Annotated in this window: 15 protein-coding genes; 7 read left to right on the top strand and 8 right to left on the bottom strand. The window is 63.2% G+C overall.

The window, feature by feature from the left end; translation table 11 throughout:
* The first annotated feature begins 23 nt into the window (after positions 1–23).
* The 4 genes from RAM80_RS02730 (at position 24) to RAM80_RS02715 (ending at position 3,996) form a co-directional block, all read left to right on the top strand.
* The gene (locus RAM80_RS02730; protein ID WP_416424697.1) at positions 24–1,862 is read left to right on the top strand and encodes an amidohydrolase; all 1,839 of its coding nucleotides are present in this window, start codon (positions 24–26) and stop codon (positions 1,860–1,862) included.
* Between the two features lie 30 nt (positions 1,863–1,892).
* The gene (ycaC, locus tag RAM80_RS02725; protein ID WP_027980710.1) at positions 1,893–2,525 is read left to right on the top strand and encodes an isochorismate family cysteine hydrolase YcaC; all 633 of its coding nucleotides are present in this window, start codon (positions 1,893–1,895) and stop codon (positions 2,523–2,525) included.
* 146 nt (positions 2,526–2,671) lie between these two features.
* The gene (locus tag RAM80_RS02720) at positions 2,672–3,622 is read left to right on the top strand and encodes a GlxA family transcriptional regulator (RefSeq protein WP_416424696.1); all 951 of its coding nucleotides are present in this window, start codon (positions 2,672–2,674) and stop codon (positions 3,620–3,622) included.
* Positions 3,623–3,759: 137 nt separating this feature from the next.
* Complete coding sequence (locus RAM80_RS02715) at positions 3,760–3,996, top strand: hypothetical protein (protein ID WP_416424695.1); 237 nt, start codon at positions 3,760–3,762, stop codon at positions 3,994–3,996.
* 15 nt (positions 3,997–4,011) lie between these two features.
* Here RAM80_RS02715 and RAM80_RS02710 read toward each other — a convergent pair whose 3' ends face one another.
* Positions 4,012–4,143 carry a hypothetical protein gene (locus RAM80_RS02710; RefSeq protein ID WP_416424694.1) on the bottom strand — a complete coding sequence of 44 codons (132 nt, stop codon included), beginning with the start codon at positions 4,141–4,143 and terminating at the stop codon, positions 4,012–4,014.
* A 168-nt stretch (positions 4,144–4,311) separates the two neighbouring features.
* On the opposite strand from RAM80_RS02710, the gene RAM80_RS02705 reads away from it, so the two are divergent.
* From RAM80_RS02705 to RAM80_RS02695, 3 genes are all read left to right on the top strand, one after another.
* Positions 4,312–5,490, top strand: coding sequence for a diguanylate cyclase (locus tag RAM80_RS02705; RefSeq protein ID WP_416424693.1), 1,179 nt, complete (start codon positions 4,312–4,314; stop codon positions 5,488–5,490).
* 160 nt (positions 5,491–5,650) lie between these two features.
* Positions 5,651–6,151 carry a hypothetical protein gene (locus RAM80_RS02700; protein WP_416424692.1) on the top strand — a complete coding sequence of 167 codons (501 nt, stop codon included), beginning with the start codon at positions 5,651–5,653 and terminating at the stop codon, positions 6,149–6,151.
* Entirely contained in the window at positions 6,144–6,896 is a 753-nt protein-coding gene (locus tag RAM80_RS02695; RefSeq protein WP_416424691.1) for a DUF1828 domain-containing protein, read from the top strand. The genes RAM80_RS02700 and RAM80_RS02695 overlap by 8 nt, the downstream gene beginning before the upstream one ends.
* Positions 6,897–6,978: 82 nt before the next feature.
* Here the strand turns inward: RAM80_RS02695 and RAM80_RS02690 are convergent, their stop codons facing one another.
* The 7 genes from RAM80_RS02690 to RAM80_RS02660 all read right to left on the bottom strand — a co-directional run bounded on the left by RAM80_RS02690 (position 6,979) and on the right by RAM80_RS02660 (position 17,770).
* Positions 6,979–7,941 (bottom strand): 2-hydroxyacid dehydrogenase, encoded by a 963-nt coding sequence (locus tag RAM80_RS02690; RefSeq protein ID WP_416424690.1) that lies wholly within the window; start codon positions 7,939–7,941, stop codon positions 6,979–6,981.
* Between the two features lie 15 nt (positions 7,942–7,956).
* Positions 7,957–9,249 carry an MFS transporter gene (locus RAM80_RS02685; protein ID WP_416424689.1) on the bottom strand — a complete coding sequence of 431 codons (1,293 nt, stop codon included), beginning with the start codon at positions 9,247–9,249 and terminating at the stop codon, positions 7,957–7,959.
* A gap of 51 nt (positions 9,250–9,300) precedes the next feature.
* On the bottom strand, positions 9,301–10,245 hold the full coding sequence (locus tag RAM80_RS02680; RefSeq protein WP_416424688.1) for a sugar kinase: 945 nt from the start codon (positions 10,243–10,245) through the stop codon (positions 9,301–9,303).
* A complete protein-coding gene (locus tag RAM80_RS02675) occupies positions 10,238–11,023 on the bottom strand; it encodes a sugar phosphate isomerase/epimerase family protein (RefSeq protein WP_416424687.1) in 786 nt (261 codons plus the stop codon). The genes RAM80_RS02680 and RAM80_RS02675 overlap by 8 nt, the downstream gene beginning before the upstream one ends.
* Positions 11,024–11,340: 317 nt before the next feature.
* Positions 11,341–12,366: a LacI family DNA-binding transcriptional regulator gene (locus tag RAM80_RS02670; RefSeq protein ID WP_416424686.1), complete on the bottom strand. Its 1,026-nt coding sequence runs from the start codon at positions 12,364–12,366 to the stop codon at positions 11,341–11,343.
* 203 nt (positions 12,367–12,569) lie between these two features.
* Entirely contained in the window at positions 12,570–15,563 is a 2,994-nt protein-coding gene (locus RAM80_RS02665; RefSeq protein ID WP_416424685.1) for an autotransporter outer membrane beta-barrel domain-containing protein, read from the bottom strand.
* Between the two features lie 176 nt (positions 15,564–15,739).
* Positions 15,740–17,770, bottom strand: a complete 2,031-nt coding sequence (locus tag RAM80_RS02660; RefSeq protein ID WP_416424684.1) for a hypothetical protein — start codon at positions 17,768–17,770, stop codon at positions 15,740–15,742.
* Positions 17,771–18,038: the final 268 nt, after the last annotated feature.

Raw genomic sequence — 18,038 nt, 5'->3', positions numbered from 1 at the left:
TTTCTTCCTTTCCAGGAGCTGCAATGAACGCCGAGCTGATTCTTCTCAATGGCAAGTTCCACACCGTCGACCGCCAGAACCCCACGGCCAGCGCCGTGGCCATCAAGGACGGGCGCTTCGTGGCCGTGGGCAGCGACGCCCAGGCCATGGCCTTCCGCGGCGCGGGCACCCAGGTCATCGACCTTAAAGGCCGCACCGTCATTCCGGGCCTCAACGACTCGCACCTGCACCTGATTCGTGGCGGCCTGAACTACAACCTGGAACTGCGCTGGGAAGGCGTGCCGTCGGTGGCCGACGCCCTGCGCATGCTCAAGGAGCAGGCCGACCGCACACCCACGCCGCAATGGGTGCGCGTGGTGGGCGGCTGGAACGAATTCCAGTTCGCCGAAAAGCGCATGCCCACCCTGCAGGAGCTGAACCAGGCCGCGCCCGACACCCCGGTGTTCGTGCTGCACCTGTACGACCGCGCCTTGCTCAACCGCGCTGCCCTGCGCGTGGTGGGCTACACCCGCGACACGCCGAACCCGCCCGGTGGCGAGATCCAGCGCGACGCCAACGGCGACCCTACCGGCATGCTGATCGCCCGGCCCAACGCCATGATCCTCTACGCCACCCTGGCCAAGGGGCCGAAGCTGCCGCTGGAATACCAGGTGAACTCCACCCGTCAGTTCATGCGCGAGCTGAACCGCCTGGGCCTGACCAGCGTGATCGACGCCGGCGGCGGTTTCCAGAACTACCCCGATGACTACCAGGTGATCGAGCAACTGGCCAAGGACGACCAGCTGACCGTGCGCATTGCCTACAATCTGTTCACCCAGAAGCCCAAGGAAGAGCTCACCGACTTCAAGAACTGGACCTCCAGCGTCAAGCTGCACCAGGGCGACGATTTCCTGCGCCACAACGGCGCCGGCGAGATGCTGGTGTTCTCCGCCGCCGACTTCGAGGACTTCCTGGAGCCGCGCCCGGACCTGCCGCAAACCATGGAAGAAGAGCTGGAACCGGTGGTGCGCCACCTGGTGGAACAGCGCTGGCCGTTCCGCCTGCACGCCACCTATGACGAGTCGATCTCGCGCATGCTCGACGTGTTCGAGAAGGTCAACCGCGACATCCCGTTCAACGGCCTGCCGTGGTTCTTCGACCACGCCGAGACCATCTCGCCGAAGAACATCGAGCGGGTGCGCGCCCTCAACGGCGGCATCGCCATTCAGGACCGCATGGCGTTCCAGGGCGAGTATTTCGTCGACCGCTATGGCCAGCAGGCCGCCGAAGCCACGCCACCGATCAAGCGCATGCTGGCCGAGGGCGTACCGGTGGGCGCCGGCACCGATGCCACACGGGTGTCCAGCTACAATCCTTGGACTTCGCTGTACTGGATGGTCAGCGGCCGCACCGTCGGCGGCCTGGCCTTGCAGCCTGAGGGCCTGCCACGTGAGACCGCGCTGGAGCTGTTCACCCACGGCAGCGCCTGGTTCTCGTCCGAACAGGGCAACAAGGGCCAGATCAAGATCGGCCAGCTGGCCGACCTGGCGGCGCTGTCGGCCGACTTCTTCGCGGTAGAAGAGGAGGCGATCAAATGGCTGGAGTCGGTGCTGACCGTGGTCGGCGGCAAGGTCGTGCACGCCGACGCCGAATTCTGCGACCTGGCGCCACCGCGCCTGCCAGTGGTGCCCGAGTGGTCGCCGGTGGTCAAGGTGCCGGGCCACTGGCGCCCGCAAGCGCCCATGGCGCAACAGGTGCACCACTGCAGCGGCCCGTGCGCGGTGCACGCCCATGGCCACGACCGGGCGCGCCAGTCCAACGCGCCAATCAGCGACTTCCAGGGCTTCTGGGGTGCGCTGGGCTGTTCCTGCTTCTCGTTCTGAATCCGTCAAACCACACGTTAGGAGTTCGTCATGAGCAACGCCCCTGTTTACAACCGCCTGAACAAAGATGACGCGGTAGTACTGCTGGTCGACCACCAGACCGGCCTGATCTCGCTGGTGCAGGATTTCTCGCCCAATGAGTTCAAGAACAACGTGCTGGCCCTGGCCGACTGCGCCAAGTTCTTCAACCTGCCGACCATCCTCACCACCAGCTTCGAAAACGGCCCCAACGGCCCGCTGGTGCCCGAGCTGAAAGAGATGTTCCCGGACGCGCCCTACATCCCGCGCCCTGGCCAGATCAACGCCTGGGACAATGCCGACTTCGTCCAGGCCATCAAGGCCACCGGCCGCAAGCAGCTGATCATCGCCGGTGTGGTGACTGACGTGTGCGTGGCGTTCCCGACCCTGTCGGCGCTGGCCGAAGGCTTTGACGTGTTCGTGGTGACCGATGCCTCGGGTACCTTCAACGACACCGTGCAACAGGCCGCCTGGGCACGCATGAGCGCCGCCGGTGCGCAGCTGATGAACTGGTTCGCCGTGGCCTGCGAGCTGCACCGCGACTGGCGCAACGACATCGAAGGCCTGGGCAACCTGCTGTCCCAGCGCCTGCCCAACTACCGCAACCTGATGAACAGCTACGTGGCGCTGACCGCCAAGAAGTAACACAAAACCCGTAGCAGCGGCCCCTAGGCCGCGTCCCAGCCACCACCTGGGACGCGGCCTGCGGCCGCTGCTACAGGGTTGCGCTTGCGATTATTGCTGGACAGGGTACTGTCGCCTGCTTGAGCACAGGCAATTGGCCCCTGGACATGAAACACGTTGCAATCGCGCTGTACCCCGACTTCCTGCTGCTGGACATGGCCGGCCCGGTGGAAGTGTTCTCCATCGCCAACCGCTACCTGGCGCCTTGCCAGCACTACCGGATTTCCACCTTCGCCACGGCCCAGCGCAACGTGCGCGCCTCCAGCGGCATCACCGTGCAGGCCGATCACCTGGTCGAGCAGGCCTGCGCCGACGTCGACCTGCTGCTGGTGCCCGGCGGCCCCGGCGCCTACAACGCTCAGCACCCCGAGCTGGTGGCCTGGCTGCGCGCCGCCGCACAGACGGTGCAGGGCTACGGCTCGATCTGCACCGGCGCGTTCATTCTCGGCCACGCCGGCCTGCTCGACGACCACCGCGTCACCACCCATTGGCACTACACCGAGCGGCTGATCAAGGCCTTCCCCAAGGCGCAGGTGGGCACCGAGGACATCTACATCCACGACCGCAAGCTGATCTCCTCCGGCGGTGTGACCGCGGGCATCGACCTGGCGCTGTCGGTGGTGGCCCATGACCACGGGCGCAAGGTGGCGCTGGACGTGGCCAAGGTGCTGCTGGTGCTGATGCGCCGCCAGGGCGACCAGGCGCAGTTCAGCCCGCTGGTGGCCGAGGTGGCCGCCCAGGACTCGCCGGTGACGCGCGTGCAGCACTATATCCTCGACCACCTGGAGCAGCCGCTGACCCTCGAACGCCTGGCCGAGGCGGCCGCGCTGAGCCCGCGCCACCTGAGCCGGGTGTTCATCCGCGACGTGGGCATGACGCCCATGGCGTTTATCCAGAACGCGCGCATCGACCGTGCGCGCAACCTGCTGGAAAGCACCGAGTTGCCCCTCAAGACTGTGGCGTTCAAGAGCGGTTTTGGCAGCGTGCGGCACATGCGCCTGCTGTTCAACGAGCGGTTGGGGCGCAGCCCGGCGGAGTACCGCGCGCAGTTCAACTAACACTCGGATGGCCGGATAGGGCACCCGAATGACCGTCCTGCGCCCCTTGTCGTCGTACCACTGTCGGCAATGCCTGCCAAGATACTACCCAACCAGTACACAACGCGCGGGAGGCGGGCATGGGCGACATGGGGGTAATGGACGAGATCGCGCAGGCGCTGCGCGACAGCATGAGCCCCAGTGACCGGCTGGCCGGCTGGACCTTCCGCTGGACGGTACAGGACGGGCGCATTACCTGCAGCCAGTGCCAAGCGTCGCAGTCGGCGAACCACCCGTGCGAGGCGTTCAGCCACCGGCCCGGGTGTGGGGCGCGCCGCGAGCAGGGCCCGTGGCAGGAGTTGGCGGGGTTGTTGGGGCGGTTGGCGGGGCAATGAACCCCGCCCAATGGCTCACGCCTCGCGCTGTTCGCGGGCCTGGCGCTCGGCCTTTTCCTTGCGATGGTTCTTCAGGTCCAGGCGCGCACCCCAGGCCATCACGGCAACGCCGATAAGCAGTAGCAGGACAAGTTGGCTGGTCGGCATGTGAGTCTCCCTTGGAAAAAATCCCATTGGAACCCGTGGCCTGCGCTAAAACCAAACAGTTCACGGTTACATAATGTTTCGGCGTGCCCCGCGCCGGTGCAACTGGACGCCTGGGTACTGGCGCTCTTACACTGCGCCAGCCCCCCTTGGTAGCCACAGGCGCACGCCATGACCATGCCCGAACAGCCCGCGCGCCGGCGTTTCCGTGATTCCGTCCAGCCCATTCCGGCGCACCTGCGCCCGGCGTTCGAAGCCTACGTGCTGGAGCATTACCGCAGCTTTCTGCTAGCCATCAACCTGATCGCCGCTGGCGCCTATTATTCCTACGTGTTCGCCGACGCCATCCTGATCCCGGACATGGCCTGGGCCTCGGTGGTCACCCGCACCACGCTGGTGGCGGTGGGGCTGGTGAACATCTTTCTGGTGTTCCGTTTCAGCCGGAACCTGTTGCTGCTGGACCTGCTGATGCCGGTGCACGACCTGATCTGCGCGGTGGCCTGGTTCGAGCTGCTCAAACGCAGCCATTCCCCCGACGTGCCGACGTTCCTGTACGCCTCGGTGATCTTCGTGCTGCTGTGCAACCTGGGCGTGCGCGTGTCGTTCAAGGGCACGCTGTGGATTTCCCTGGCGATCAGCGCGGTGGTGGTGGGCAATGTGGCGTTGCTGCACCCCGGCGACCCCAAGGCGCTGCTGGTGTTCGTGGTGGTGTACCTGCCGGTGCTGCTGTTCAGCCTGTTCATTGCCTGGACCAACATCACCAGCGTGCGCCGGGCCTTCCTGGCCGACCAGGAAGAGCGCTGGCAGCAGGCGCAGCTCTACGACCTCAACCAGCGCCTGCAGGCCCTGGCCATCACCGACGCGCTGACCCGGGTGGGCAACCGCCGTGCCTTCGACCAGCACTTGAGCGAGCGCTGGGCGCTGATGGAACAGGTGGGGCAACGGTTCGGGTTGCTGCTGGTGGACATCGACTACTTCAAGCCCTTCAACGACCACTACGGCCACCAGGCCGGCGACCGCTGCCTGGCGGAAGTGGCGCGGGTGATGGCGGCGAGCGTGGGGCAGGGGCAGCTGTTCCGTTATGGCGGCGAAGAGTTCGCGATTCTGCTGCCGCTGGAAGGGCAGCCGCAGTTGCTGCTGGCCGCCGAGCGGCTGGCCAATGAGGTGCGGGGCTTGAAGATACTGCACCAGCATCGGCCTGACGGCCATGGGGTGCTGACGGTGAGCATCGGCGCGGCGTTGAGCGAGAATCCCGAGGCGGTGCAGCCCCAGGATCTGTTCGCATTGTGTGACCGGTTGCTGTATCAGGCCAAGCAAGAGGGGCGTAACCGAGTGTGTTTAGCCGCTTGATATGAGCGCTGTCTGCAACTGGCTTGGCCGGCGAGGTTATCAGGCAAGGCAATGCTTCCAGCGGTAATATTTTGCGTTCTTTGTTATCAGCGCGCTGAGGAATATCTCGTTATTCTTGGCCGGCCTGGCGTTTCAGGTCACGACAAGCAGGGAGCAATTGATGCATCAGGATACCTGGCTCGACGAATGCCGCGTGTGGTGCCGTCACATCAAATACTTATCAGATACGGTGGACTGGGCCGAAAAACCTTCCCATAGCGGATGGCTTGAGGCAACGAGCCTGTTGTTGGACGAAAATCGTGTTTCTATCCCCCATCTTTACTTCAAGGGTGAATATCAGCAAGGCCGAATGGGCGAACGGATCACATATGGCCTGATGTATCGCCAAGGGAAAGACAAGCGTAGGGTCTTCATGTTGGAAGTCTATCCACAACATGAGCGGTCCCACCGCGAAAACGGGGTTGTATGGTTCGGGCCCCACTGTCATCTCGGTGATGAGCGCTTGCAACAAGTCACGCGCAGCATCCTGTGCTCCCTTGAGGGAGCTACGCTCCACCGTTGGGTTGATCGCTTTCGGCGGCACGCTAGAATTCTGGATCATGGAAGCAGATCGTTGACTCCACCCTTTGGGCGAGATCTCTTTGGAAGCACCAATGCGTAATATTCACTGCGGCGATTTTTTCTCACGGGCCGGCTGGCATTGCCGACCCGTAGTCGTGGGAGCGGTCAGCGCGATGTACATCAGCTCGCCTATAACCATGCCGGGGGGCAAACCGCTGGACTTCTATCTGATCCCGCGTGCTAACAACTTCATCGAGTTTACCGATGATGGCATCACTTTGTTCGCGCTGAAAGCCATTGGGTACCCGCTGAATGATCGGCGCAACTGGAAATCGTTAGAAAACCTGGGGGCTAAGTTTGGGTTTTCCCTAACCGATTCCGGCGCGTTTGAGGGCCTTTTTCCTGAGCAGGACCTGCCCGAATGGGGCGAAAAAATAATTCGTTTGCTGAGTGCGATTGCCGCTTGGGAGGAGGAACGCTACTCCGAAGGCGATTTGGACCTGTCGTTAACTGACGAAGTGGCTCTGTTGCTGACGGCAAAAGCTCCAGAGTGGGAGCTCACCCGCAATGCTACATTGCGGATAGGGAAGGTCGAAACTCAATTCGACTTCCTCTGGGGCCCCATCTATGTCGATGCCGTGTCTCCGGTCCAGACGGCGGTGAATGCCCGTCTGCGTAAAGCCCTGCTGATCAATCGAAGTGATGAACCTGTCAGGGTTCTGTTCATCATTGATGACCGAAGCAGGCAGCGTAAAGCCGACGACGAGATAGGCGTGCTGGGCGAACTGGCTCCCACCATTCGCCTGACCGATTTTGAAAAGCACTACAGCGCGGCTATCCATTAAATCTGGAGAAGGGGCGGTGGCCGATGACGCGGCCTGCGGCCGCTGCTACATCCCCCGTAGCAGCGGCCGCAGGCCGCGTCCCTTACGAATTAACCCAATTCTGCGGCCGCTCCCCACGCAGTGCCGCCAGCAGATTATCCACCGCACACCGCGCCATCGCCTCCCGGGTCTCATGGGTAGCCGAACCGATATGCGGGGTAGCCACCACGTTGTCCAGTTGCAGCAGCGGCGAGTTCGGGTCCACCGGCTCGCGCTCGAACACGTCCAGGCCGGCGGCGCGGATCTGGCCGGTTTGCAGGGCCTGGATCATGGCCTGCTCATCCACCACCCTGCCGCGCGAAATGTTGACGAAGATGCTGTCGGGCCCCATCAGCTCGAACTCGCGGGCGCCGATCAGGCCGGTGGTCTCGGCGGTCAGCGGCAGGGTCAGGCAGATGAAGTCAGCCTCGCGCAGCAGTTCGTCGAGGCTGCAATGGCGGGCGCCGAAGCGCTGGTCCACGGCGGGCTTGGGCGAGTGGCTGTGGTAGATCACCGGCATGTTGAAGCCGAAATGCCCGCGCTGGGCCAACGCCTCGCCGATGCGGCCCATGCCGACGATGCCCAGGGTCTTGCCGTGCACGTCGGTGCCGAACTGCCTGGGGCCGACGCTGGCGGTCCATTGGCCGTTGCGCACCACGTTGGCCAGTTCCACCACGCGCCGGGCGGTGGCCAGTATCAGCGCAAAACCGGTGTCGGCGGTGGTCTCGGTGAGCACGTCGGGGGTGTTGGTGAGTTTCACGCCGCGGCGGCTGAGGTCGGCGATGTCGTAGTTGTCGACGCCTACCGACACGCTGGAGACCGCCTCGAGGTTGGGTGCCAGGTCGAGCAGGGCGGCGTCCAGTTTCAGGCTGGCGCCCAGCAGGCCGTGGGCCTGGGGCAGGGCTTCGCGCAGGCGCACCAGGCCGTCGCTGGCCGGGTCTTCGATGTAGGTCACGTCCACCTGGTCGCCGAGGCGGGCGAGCAGGGCGGGAGACAGTTTCTTGTACAGCACCACGTGCTTTTTCATCAGGAACTCTCGACGTCAGGAATGGTGGGCAGTAAGGGGGCGGGCGCGCGCCGCGACCTTGTCGCAGCCGCCGGGGGCCAGCAATATCGTCAGCAGCGCCGACAGCACCAGCGCGCCGCTCATCAGCAGGTACGAGGCGCCGGGGTTGCCGGTTTCGCTGTTGAGGTAGCCCACAAGGTAGGAGCCGGCGAACGAGCCCAGGGCGCCCATGCTGTTGATCAGCGCCATGGCACCGCCGGCAACGTTGGCGGGCAGCACCTCGGGGACGATGGCGAAGAACGGCCCGTAGGGGGCGTACATGCAAGCGCCGGCCAGCACCAGCAGGCCGTAGGACCACCAGAAGTGTTCGCTGCCCAGGGCGTAGGAGCCATAGAAGGCCAAGGCTGCCAGCAGCAGCGGCGGCCACACGAAGCGCTTGCGCCGCTGGATGCGGTCCGAGCCCCAGCTCACCGCCAGCATGGCAATGACCGCAGCCAGGTACGGCAGCGCCGACAGCCAGCCGGCCTCGACCATGTCCATTTCCTGACCCTGCTTGAGGATGGACGGCAGCCACAGCACGAAGCCGTAGACGCCGATGCTCCAGCAGAAGAACTGCACCGACAGGATGATGACCTTGGGCGAGCGGAACGCCTCGGCGTAGTTCTTCACCGGCTTGATGCCTTGCTGCTCGGCGGCCAGGGTCTGCTGCAGGTCCTGCTTCTGCTGGCCGCTGAGCCAGGTGGCGTCGGCCGGTTTTTCATCGGCCAGGCGCCACCAGATGAACGCCCAGGCGATGGCCGGCAGGCCTTCGACGATGAACATCCAGCGCCAACTGTAGTGCTGCACCAGGTAGCCGGACACCACCGACATCCACAGCATGGTCACCGGGTTGCCGAGGATCAGGAAGGTGTTGGCGCGCGAGCGTTCGGCGCGGGTGAACCAGTAACACAGGTACACCAGCATGGCCGGCATCACCACGGCCTCGACCACGCCGAGCATGAAGCGGATTGCAATCAGCCAATAGGCGTTTTCCACCATGCCGGTGAGGCTGGCCAGGGCGCCCCAGGCGATCAGGCTGGCGAAGATCAACTTCTTCACGCTGCGCTTTTCTGCGTAGATGGCCCCAGGCACCTGGAAGAAGAAATAGCCGAGGAAGAACAGCGCGCCCAGCAGGGACGACAGCCCCGGCGTCATGGCCAGGTCCTTGGCCATGCCGGAGGCAGCGGCAAAGCCATAGTTGGCCCGGTCCAGGTAGGCCAGGCTGTAGGTGATGAACACGATGGGCATGATCACCCACCAACGGCGCGGCGCCAGTTTCAGCGGTTGCATGGCAAGCTCCTGAGCATTTTGTTGTTGTCGCAACAGGGTTGTTCGTGTGGGTCAGGCGCGGCGCAGGGCCGCGGCTTCCAGCAATTGGTCGCGGCTGGGCAGGCCCTCCATGTCGCCCTGGCTTTGCACGGCGCGGCTGCCGATCCAGTTGCCGCGGTCGGTGGCCTGCTCGAGGGGCAGGCCTTCCAGCAGCGCGCTGATCACGCCCACCGCGAAGCCGTCGCCGGCGCCCACGGTGTCCACCACCTTGGCCACCTTGTGCGCGGCCACGAAGCCTTCGCCCAGGGCCGTGCGGTAGTAGGCGCCTTCCGCGCCCAGCTTTATGGCCACCGCTTCCGCGCCGTGGTCGAGGTAGAACGCGGCGATGTCACCCGGGGTTTCGTAGCCGGTCAGCAGGCGCCCTTCGGCCAGGCCCGGCAGCACCCAATCGGCGTGGCTGGCCAGGGCGTTGACCTCGCTGATCATGCGCGTCTGGCTGGGCCACAACGACGGCCGCAGGTTGGGGTCGAAGGACACGCTGCGGCCAGCACTGCGCATGGTCTGCATCAGGTGGCTGGACAGCTCCTGGGCGCTGGCCGACAGCGCCGGCGGAATACCGGTGGCGTGCAGGTGGCGGGCGCCGAGCAGGTCATCGTTGAGGTCGGCGACGCTGAGGTGGCTGGCGGCGGAGCCGCGGCGGAAGTATTCCACCACCGGGTCCTGGCCGTCGTCCTGGCGGGACTTGAACTGGAAACCGGTGGGGTGCGCATTGTCCACGGCCACGTGGCGGCAGTCCAGGCCTTCGCGCTGCAGGGTGTCGACCACGAAGCGGCCCAGGGAGTCATTGCCCACGCGGCTCAGCCAGCTGACCTTGAAACCCAGGCGCGACAGGCCGATGGCGACGTTGCTGTCGGCCCCGGCAATGCGCTTGTGGAAGTGCGAGACGGCGGCCAGGTCGCCGGTCTGTTCGGCCACCAGCATGGCCATGGTTTCACCAAAACACAGGATATCAGCCATGGGCGACGCTCCCTGCCTGCGGTTGGCCCAAGTGGGCGAGGGTGGCCACGTGGCCACGGGTTACCTGCAGTAGATCCTCGCCTTGCAGCGGAAATTCCGCAGCGCGCATCACTCCGGGCGTCATGCGCCGCAACAATTGTTCCCACAGCTCCAGGTCACGCGGGTGCGGCGGTATGGCCACCAGCTTGCCGGCGCTGGTGCGTTCCACGGCCTTGCAGTGCACGTACTCCACGTACTGCGCCAGTTGGACGGCGGCGCTGAACACCGATTGGTCCTGCCACTGCCAGTTGCCGATGTCGAAGGTCATGCCCACCGGCACTTTCTGCTCGCGGGCGCGGGTGAAGAAACGCGCCAGCGGGTCGATGCGCCCGCCCTGGGTGGTCTGGTCGTTCTCCACCAGCAGGCGCACCGGCTGGTCGGCCAGCAGTTGCTTGAGGGCAGTGAAGTCGTTGTGCGGGGCGAAGAAGCCCAGGGACACCTTCAGCCACTTCGAGCCGCAGGCCGCGGCGTTGGCCAGGGCGGTGACCAGCGCCGGGTCCGGCTCGGTGCGGCCTGCCTGCCACAGCTCCATGGGGCACGAATACACGCTTTCCAGGCCCTGGGCCTCGGCGGCCTGGCGCAACTGGTCGGCTTCGAGGGTGGTGAACAGTTCTTCACGCCATTCGATGACGTTGGCGCCGGCCTGCTTGAGCAGGGCGGCGAAGGGCACCTGGCCCTGTTCGCGAACCAGGGTGGCGCCGTAGCTGGACAGGCTGATGGACACGGGGTAGAGATTCATTGTTATTGGGCCTCTGAAACCGGTTACATTTCGATCAATAAAAAGGTATGCGGAAGACCCCGGCGTGGGGCCGGTGGTTCAGTTTTTGGTGGGGATTGGCGCGATATTGAAAATAAAGAGACGGCACATGGCCTGGTTTCCTTCTTCGATATTGTTGTTGTTTTAGCGTTACTGAAATCGGTTTCAGTAGTAATTAGAAAACACCTTCCACGCGCGCACGTCAAGCCCCTGCGCGCGCTCGTAGCAGCTGCCGCCAGGCTGCGTCAGGGGCGGGCGCGGTGCCCGGGACGCGGCCTGCGGCCGCTGCTACAGGGGTTTCAGGGTTGCTTTGGGGGCGTCGAACCGCGCACCACCAGCTCGGCGGCGAAATCAAAGCGCTGCGCCGGCCCCGCATCGCCGCGCAGCCGCTCCAGCAGGCACTCGAACGCACGCACGCCAATGGCATGGGTAGGCTGCGCCAGGGCCGTGATGCCGCTGCCCACCAGCGGGTACCAGTCCAGGTCGTCCAGGGCAATCAGGCCGACGTCGTCGAACAGGTCGCAGCCCAGCGTGCGCAACGCCTGGGCGGCGGCCAGTGCGGCCAGGCCGTTGGCACAGAACAGCGCCTTGGGGCCGTGGTCGTTGCTGGCAAGAAAGTCGCGCAGGCGGGCTTCAAGTGCTTCGCCGGTCTGCAGCCTGCAGCCACGCAGTTGCTTGTCCTGCGCCACCAGCGCATCGAACGCGCTGATGCGCTCGTTGCGCGAGCTGGTGCCGTCCTGGGGCTCGCTGACCAGCGCCAGGTCGCGGTACCCACGGGCCTTCAGGTGCACCAGGCCCATGCGCATGGCGCCGGCGTTGTCCAGGCCGGTCATGTCGCTGTGGAAGGCTTCCAGCTTGCGGTCCACCAGCACCATGGGCAGCTCGCTCTGCAGCTCGCGCAGCTCGTCCATGTGCTTGCCCAGGGTGTTCACGATCAGCCCCTCGATGTTGTAGCTGCGCAGCGCCTGCAGCTGCTGCAGTTCCTGTTCGCCATCGCGGTCGGTGTTGCACACCACCAGGCTGTAGCCATGGCGGCGGCAGGCGGTTTCCACGCCGTGCATCACGGCAATCGAATAGGGGTTGCGGATGTCGGCCATCAGCATGCCGATCAGCCGCGTGCGCCCGCGCTTGAGGCCGCGGGCCATCTGGTTGGGGCGGTAGCCCAGCTCACCGATGGCTTTTTCGATGCGCAGGGCGATGGCGTCCGAGAGCAGGGCTTTGTCGTCGCCGATGAAGCGCGACACGCTGGCTTTCGACACCCCGGCGCGGCGGGCGACGTCGAGCATGGTGACGCGGTGGCGGGGCGGGGTGGTGGGGCTGCTCACGGGCCTTGTTCCTTGTTGGCATGATTGCCGCCAGGGGCGAGGCAGGCTGACATGAACTCAGCACAGGCGCAGCGCACACCTTGAGGGGCGGGGCCTCAAGTGTACCGTTTATCGGCAGGCGGGGCGAAGTTCGAACTGCGCCCCGCAGGCAACTTGTAACAATCGGCCCCGCAGGGCCGATCAGGCAACCGCCATCTTGCTGATTAGAAGCTATAGCGCAACCCCAGGTTTGCGCCCCACGGCTGCTCGATGTTCTTGCCGTTGCTGTAGTCCAGGTCCACGTGCAGTTGCAGGTGCTTGTTCATGGATACCGCGACGCCGGTGCCGACTTCGCCGCGTGAGCCGGACAGGTCGTTGTTGAAGCCATTGCCGTTGACCTGCACGCGGTTGCTCTGGGCAAATTCATGGGCCAATGCCACCCGCACATAAGGCTGCACCATGCCGTTGTCCAGCGCGATGGTGCGCCCAAGGGTAGTACCGACCTTGCCCAGCAGGGAATGGGTCATGTCGCCTTCGGCACGCATGCCGTTGTCCATGGTGTAGTCGCGGCCACTGATTGCCACGCCGGCCAGTTGGGCATAAGGCTCCACGAAGTAGTCATCAGTCACGGCAATGTGCCGTCCGAACTCCAGCGACGTGCCCACGCCGCTGTTGTCGTAGTTGCCCTTGGCGCGCGTGCCATCGCTCATGCGGACCGTGGCGTCGTTCTGGAAGCGGTTGAACTTCAACACACCGTCGAAATAGTAGCCGTTGTCCGGGTTCAGCCAGGTCGCGTAGGCGCCCAGGTAGTAGCTGTCGACGCTGCCGGAGGTGCCGTGGTTGAGGTCCAGGCTGGAGTCGCTGTAACCGCCCATCAGGCCGACCAACCAATTGCCATCGCCCATCGGCAAGGGAGCATCGGCGCCAAACGACAGGCCTTGCTGGGTTTGCTTGTAGCTGACGTCGGTGCTGGTGGTGACGTTGTATTTGTTGCCGTAGGCGCGCATCCAGAAACCGGGCTGGGCACCGTTGTAGCGCAGCTCGCCCATGCGTGACCGCAAGGTCGACAACTCGCCGTACCAGACGGTGGGCGCCGTGTTGAAGAGGGCCAATACCGTCGCGGTTTCAGGGCTGATCGTCTTGGTACTGGTATCCAGGAACCAGTCAGTGCCGCGCTGCATCAGCTCATAGGAATAGGTGCCCACGTCCACGGGGCCACCCAACAGGCTGAACTGGGCCGTGGAGCCAGTGCCGGTGTGTACGACCTGCAGGCTGTTGTCGGCGGCGGGGTCTTCGCCGCGGGCACTGACCAATAGCTTGTAATCGCCTGTGGCAGTGCCGCTGACGTCGACGAAGCTGGCCAGCTCGCGGGCGAAGTCCACGCTCAGCTCGAAGGTGCCGGTGCCCGATAATGAAGCCAGGGACAGTCGATAAAATTGACCCGCGTCACCCAGGGCCACGGTGCCATCCGCCAAGGCAAGCGTGCCGACGCTGCTGTCGCCGGTGACTTGCCAGGTCGAGTCGCTGAGGTTGGCGCTGGCGATGTTGGTCAGGGTGCCCTTGAGGCTCGAACCGTCAGTCATCACCACGCTGGCCTGGCTGGAGGTGTCGGCCGTGAGATCGCCCACCACAGTGCTCCGGGCCAGGTTGACCTGGAGGTTGCCGCCGTTGCTGGCGACGCCGGTCCCGATCCAATCGCTGCCGGTGAGTTGTGCCTGCGCCGCCATGCCATTGGCGCTGATGGTGCCGTTCAGGGCGCTGGCGTCCAGTGCCAGGCTGGCAACATTAAGCAGGTTGCCGTTGACCTGCGAATCAGTCGCGTGCACGGTAGTGGTCGTGGCGCCATCGTTGCTGATGTTGCCGTTGAGCACGCTGCTGGCAAGGGTCAGGCTGTCGACGTTGAGCAGGTTGCCGTTGATCTGCGAATCAGTCGCGTGCACGGTAGTGGTCGTGGCGCCGTCGTTGCTGATGTTGCCGTTGAGCACGCTGCTGGCAAGGGTCAGGCTGTCGACGTTGAGCAGGTTACCGGTCAGTTGTGAACCGGACATTTGCACCGAGGTGCTGCCGGTGCCATCGGAGGTCACGTTCCCTTCCATCCGGCTGCTGGCCAGGTTTAGCGCTACGGTGCTTGCGCCGCTGGCGTCGACGTTGCCGAGCAGTTGGCTGCCGCCGCCTGCATTCACGACCACAGAGCTGCCTGCCGTGGCACTGATATCGCCGGTGACCAGCCCCTGGTTCAGCGTGAACACCGCTGCCGTGTTCGCATCGGAGAGGGAAATATTCCCTTTGATATGTGCGTTGTCCACCGCAACGCTGGCAGTGGAGCCCGAGTCCATCAACATGGCGATGCCAGCATCGCTGGTGAGCAGGCTGCCGTTGCGCAGCACGATGTTCGCCGAAGCCGGTCCGCCTAGAAGCCCCCCCATCGCTATTCCCGCGCCGCTCGTGGTGGTCACGGTAGAGTCATCGATGATCAGGGTGGTAGGGGCGGCGGGAATCCCCAGCATCATAATGCCATTGGTCGCCCCGGTAACCACTGTGCCGGCACTGAGGTTGATGGTGCCGCCCGAGACCAGCAACAAGCCGGCGTCGAACTCCGGGTTGATGCTGCCACCCCTGGCCGTCACCTGTGTATTGACCAGGTCCAATGTCGTGGCAGCCCCTGCGACGCGAATGCCCATCTGGCCGGTGACCTCGCTATCTATCAGCGTCAACTGTGCGCCCCGGTCAGCATTGACTGCATATTGAAGCGCACTTTGAATCGTGGAATTACGGACCGTGGCGACGCTGTCGTATTGAACATCAAGCGCTGCAAAGTAGCCGAACGAGCCATCGTTAACCATGCTCACACCATTGGCAATGACGGTGCTGCCATCCGCCGCCCTGGCGCCAGCCCGAAGCAGGAGCGTCCCGGGCGTCAGGTTAAGGGTGCTACCCTCGATGGCATACGCGCCTTCTAGCTGACGGCCGTTGGTGGTCAATGTGGAGCCTTTCTGCATCTGATAAATATCGTAATCGGCCCTGATGGTCATCTCTTTGTCGACATTGAAAAATACGATGGTGGCCTGGGCTCCCGTGGAGTAACTGGTCAGTGCCAGCAGCAGTGCGCCTGCCAAGTTTTGGGTCTTGAAACTTGAGGGTGAATGGGCGTTGCCGGGAACTTGTCCCGTACAAGATTTTTCATTCATTTGATTGGCTCCATTGATTCGTGTGGGCACGTGTTAGAAGCTCAATACGATAAGGTTTCACGTTTGGCATGGTTGTAGGCATGCTGACTTTTCCATGTAGGAAAGTTCTACATTGCCTTTAGGTAAGTCCGCACAAGTCTTGGTGTAAACTTGTGCGGAACTTTACTTCAGGCAGCGGGTGATATTTAACGACTGTAAAGCGGCAATTACGGCGTTGGCACGCAGGTATTGCCGCCGCCGTCGAGGTTTACCATCACCAGGTTGATAACGCCGCTACTGCCCGTTTGCCCTGCATTATCGATGTTGTACTTGACTTCAATACGCAGCATGGTCGAAGCACGCAGGAGGTCGGAGAACACCACTGGGTAGCTGAAGCCGTTGACGACATCACCCAGCGTTGCTTCGTATGGCGGGGTTGGGACTGTTTCGGTCGCCCCCGCAGTGCCGCCGGAGTCGAGTACGTCATAAACCTGGAAGGTTGCAGTAAACTTCGCGCCGATACCCCACTTCCCGTTTGCAGGCGGAATGCTCAGGCCAAACCCTTCCCAATACCTGTCGTTGCAGCGCACGATATAGGTAGAAAACGGCGTGGCACTCGGGAATTGTTCAATAGGGCGGCCTGTGACACTCGGCAGCGGCAAGTCGACAATGCCCCCCAGCTGCGAATCGACCAATGTGGCGCGAGACTGCTGGTAGCCGTCGGCCTGGTCGTCGGTGATGACCTTGTAATACACGGGAACCGCCGGCCCGAATGTCCCTTCTAGAATGAACTGCCATGGAATGTCAAAGGTGATGACTTGGCCAACAGCGGCATTCGTGATGGGTTGAACATCAACGGGCTCGTCAATGCCAGGCCACATCAGTGCCAGAAAGTGCGCGTTTGCTGTAAACCCATCAATCAGCGCTACGTCTGCGGTGGCGTCTTCGCCCTCATCGCCGGTCAGCAATTTGTTGTCGTCCGCAGCACTCTGCCAGCTGGCGCTCTTGACGCGTACCCGGTTCAACAAGCTGTTTTCCGGGCCGGGTTCGCCAGGCGGGAAGTCAGGGCCGGGTGCCGCCAGGTCATAGTCCACGCGAATGCTGTTGGTGTAGGTGCCGACATTGCTTTGGGCACGGACTACCTTGACCCTGACCTGGATATTGGTGCCGTCCTGGCCGGTACTCGATACCACACTGTATGGCAGGGGAATCAGCGCGCTATCCGTCACGAGGGGATAAACGAAGGCGGGGGTCGTCATGTTATCCCAGTACACTTGGGCCTGGTCGCCTGTAATGAATGGGGAATAGACCGGCAGCTTCAATCCGGCTTGCAGATACAGGTCTTCGCGAGTCAACAGGGTGCCGGTGCTCGCTTTTTCCAGGGTCAGTAGTTCGCCGTGGAAATCGGGCAGGGGGGTCAACAGCACTTGCAGTTTTGGTTGCAGCGCGGTCATCTGGGCGTTGTCATTGCCTGCCCGGTCGAAAACTTGATACCACAGCACGAACGTGCCTTCGAGTTGCGCCCTGATGGTCGTAGCGGGAACCGTGACAGTAATGGGCAGCGTGGGATCTGCGATGATCTGCGTATCGACAATGATGCCAGCGTCGTCTTCGGTGCCGAGCGCTGTCACCCGGGTCCAGTGGAATTCAATTCGATCATCCCGGGCGATGTCCAACCAGCTCTGCACATCACCCGTGATGCCATTATGTTGGGTAAGGTATTCGTCGGTAATCCCATCCAGCACCTCCGGGGGGAACGTCACCGGCTTGAGCGAGTTGCCGAAATTGGGACGGTCGTGATCGATGGTAATGGTGTATGGCGCGGTCACATCGTCGCCAGTGACGAAGTTTTCTACTTTGCCAATAAACGTATGAACGCCGCTGGTGCGCAGAGCGGTCTGGCTGAGGACCACCACCTGATCCTCCACTGGCCTGCCAGCCGGAATGGTGACGCGTGTCACCACGGTGTCGTTTCCGTCCCAGGTGCCGGAGATAGTGCTTGCCACGGTGGGATGGGAAACATAAGGAATGATGATGGGCAGGTCCTGGTGGGTTTTTTCAGCGCTCAGCAGGTTGAAATGGTCACCAGGCAGTTGCGGGTCGGGAAGGTTGGGGAGCACCCCTTCCACGATGGGCGGCAATACCTGGTTAATACCAGGCTGCCGAGCGGTCGCCAACTCGATGCGCCGCTTTTCTGCCTGAAGCTTGGCTTTCCAGCTGGCAATATTTTCTTTATGGGTGGGGGTGGATGACGACATAGGTCGAACTCCGTATCAGTCAGTGCATTAAGGCTATTGGCAAACGCTGCTTCCAAAGCCGATGGCGCGGTGTGGTGCACACCTGCTGATACCCATTCAATGCTCATTTCTGGGGGGTGCCTACTGATAGAAATGACAGGTAGGCGCCATGGCCCGACCGACGGTCAATTGGCCCGCGCCCGGCAGCAACCCCCACTCATCCGAACTGTTAGTTCTGACAGTAGCGAGCCATATGGCACGGCACGCCTAATCGGTAATACAAGCACTG

The sequence above is a fragment of the Pseudomonas sp. App30 genome (assembly GCF_047947025.1).
Lineage (GTDB): Bacteria > Pseudomonadota > Gammaproteobacteria > Pseudomonadales > Pseudomonadaceae > Aquipseudomonas.
The sequence above is the reverse complement of the archived record's forward strand: the minus strand, read 5'-3'. Positions and strand labels throughout refer to the sequence as shown.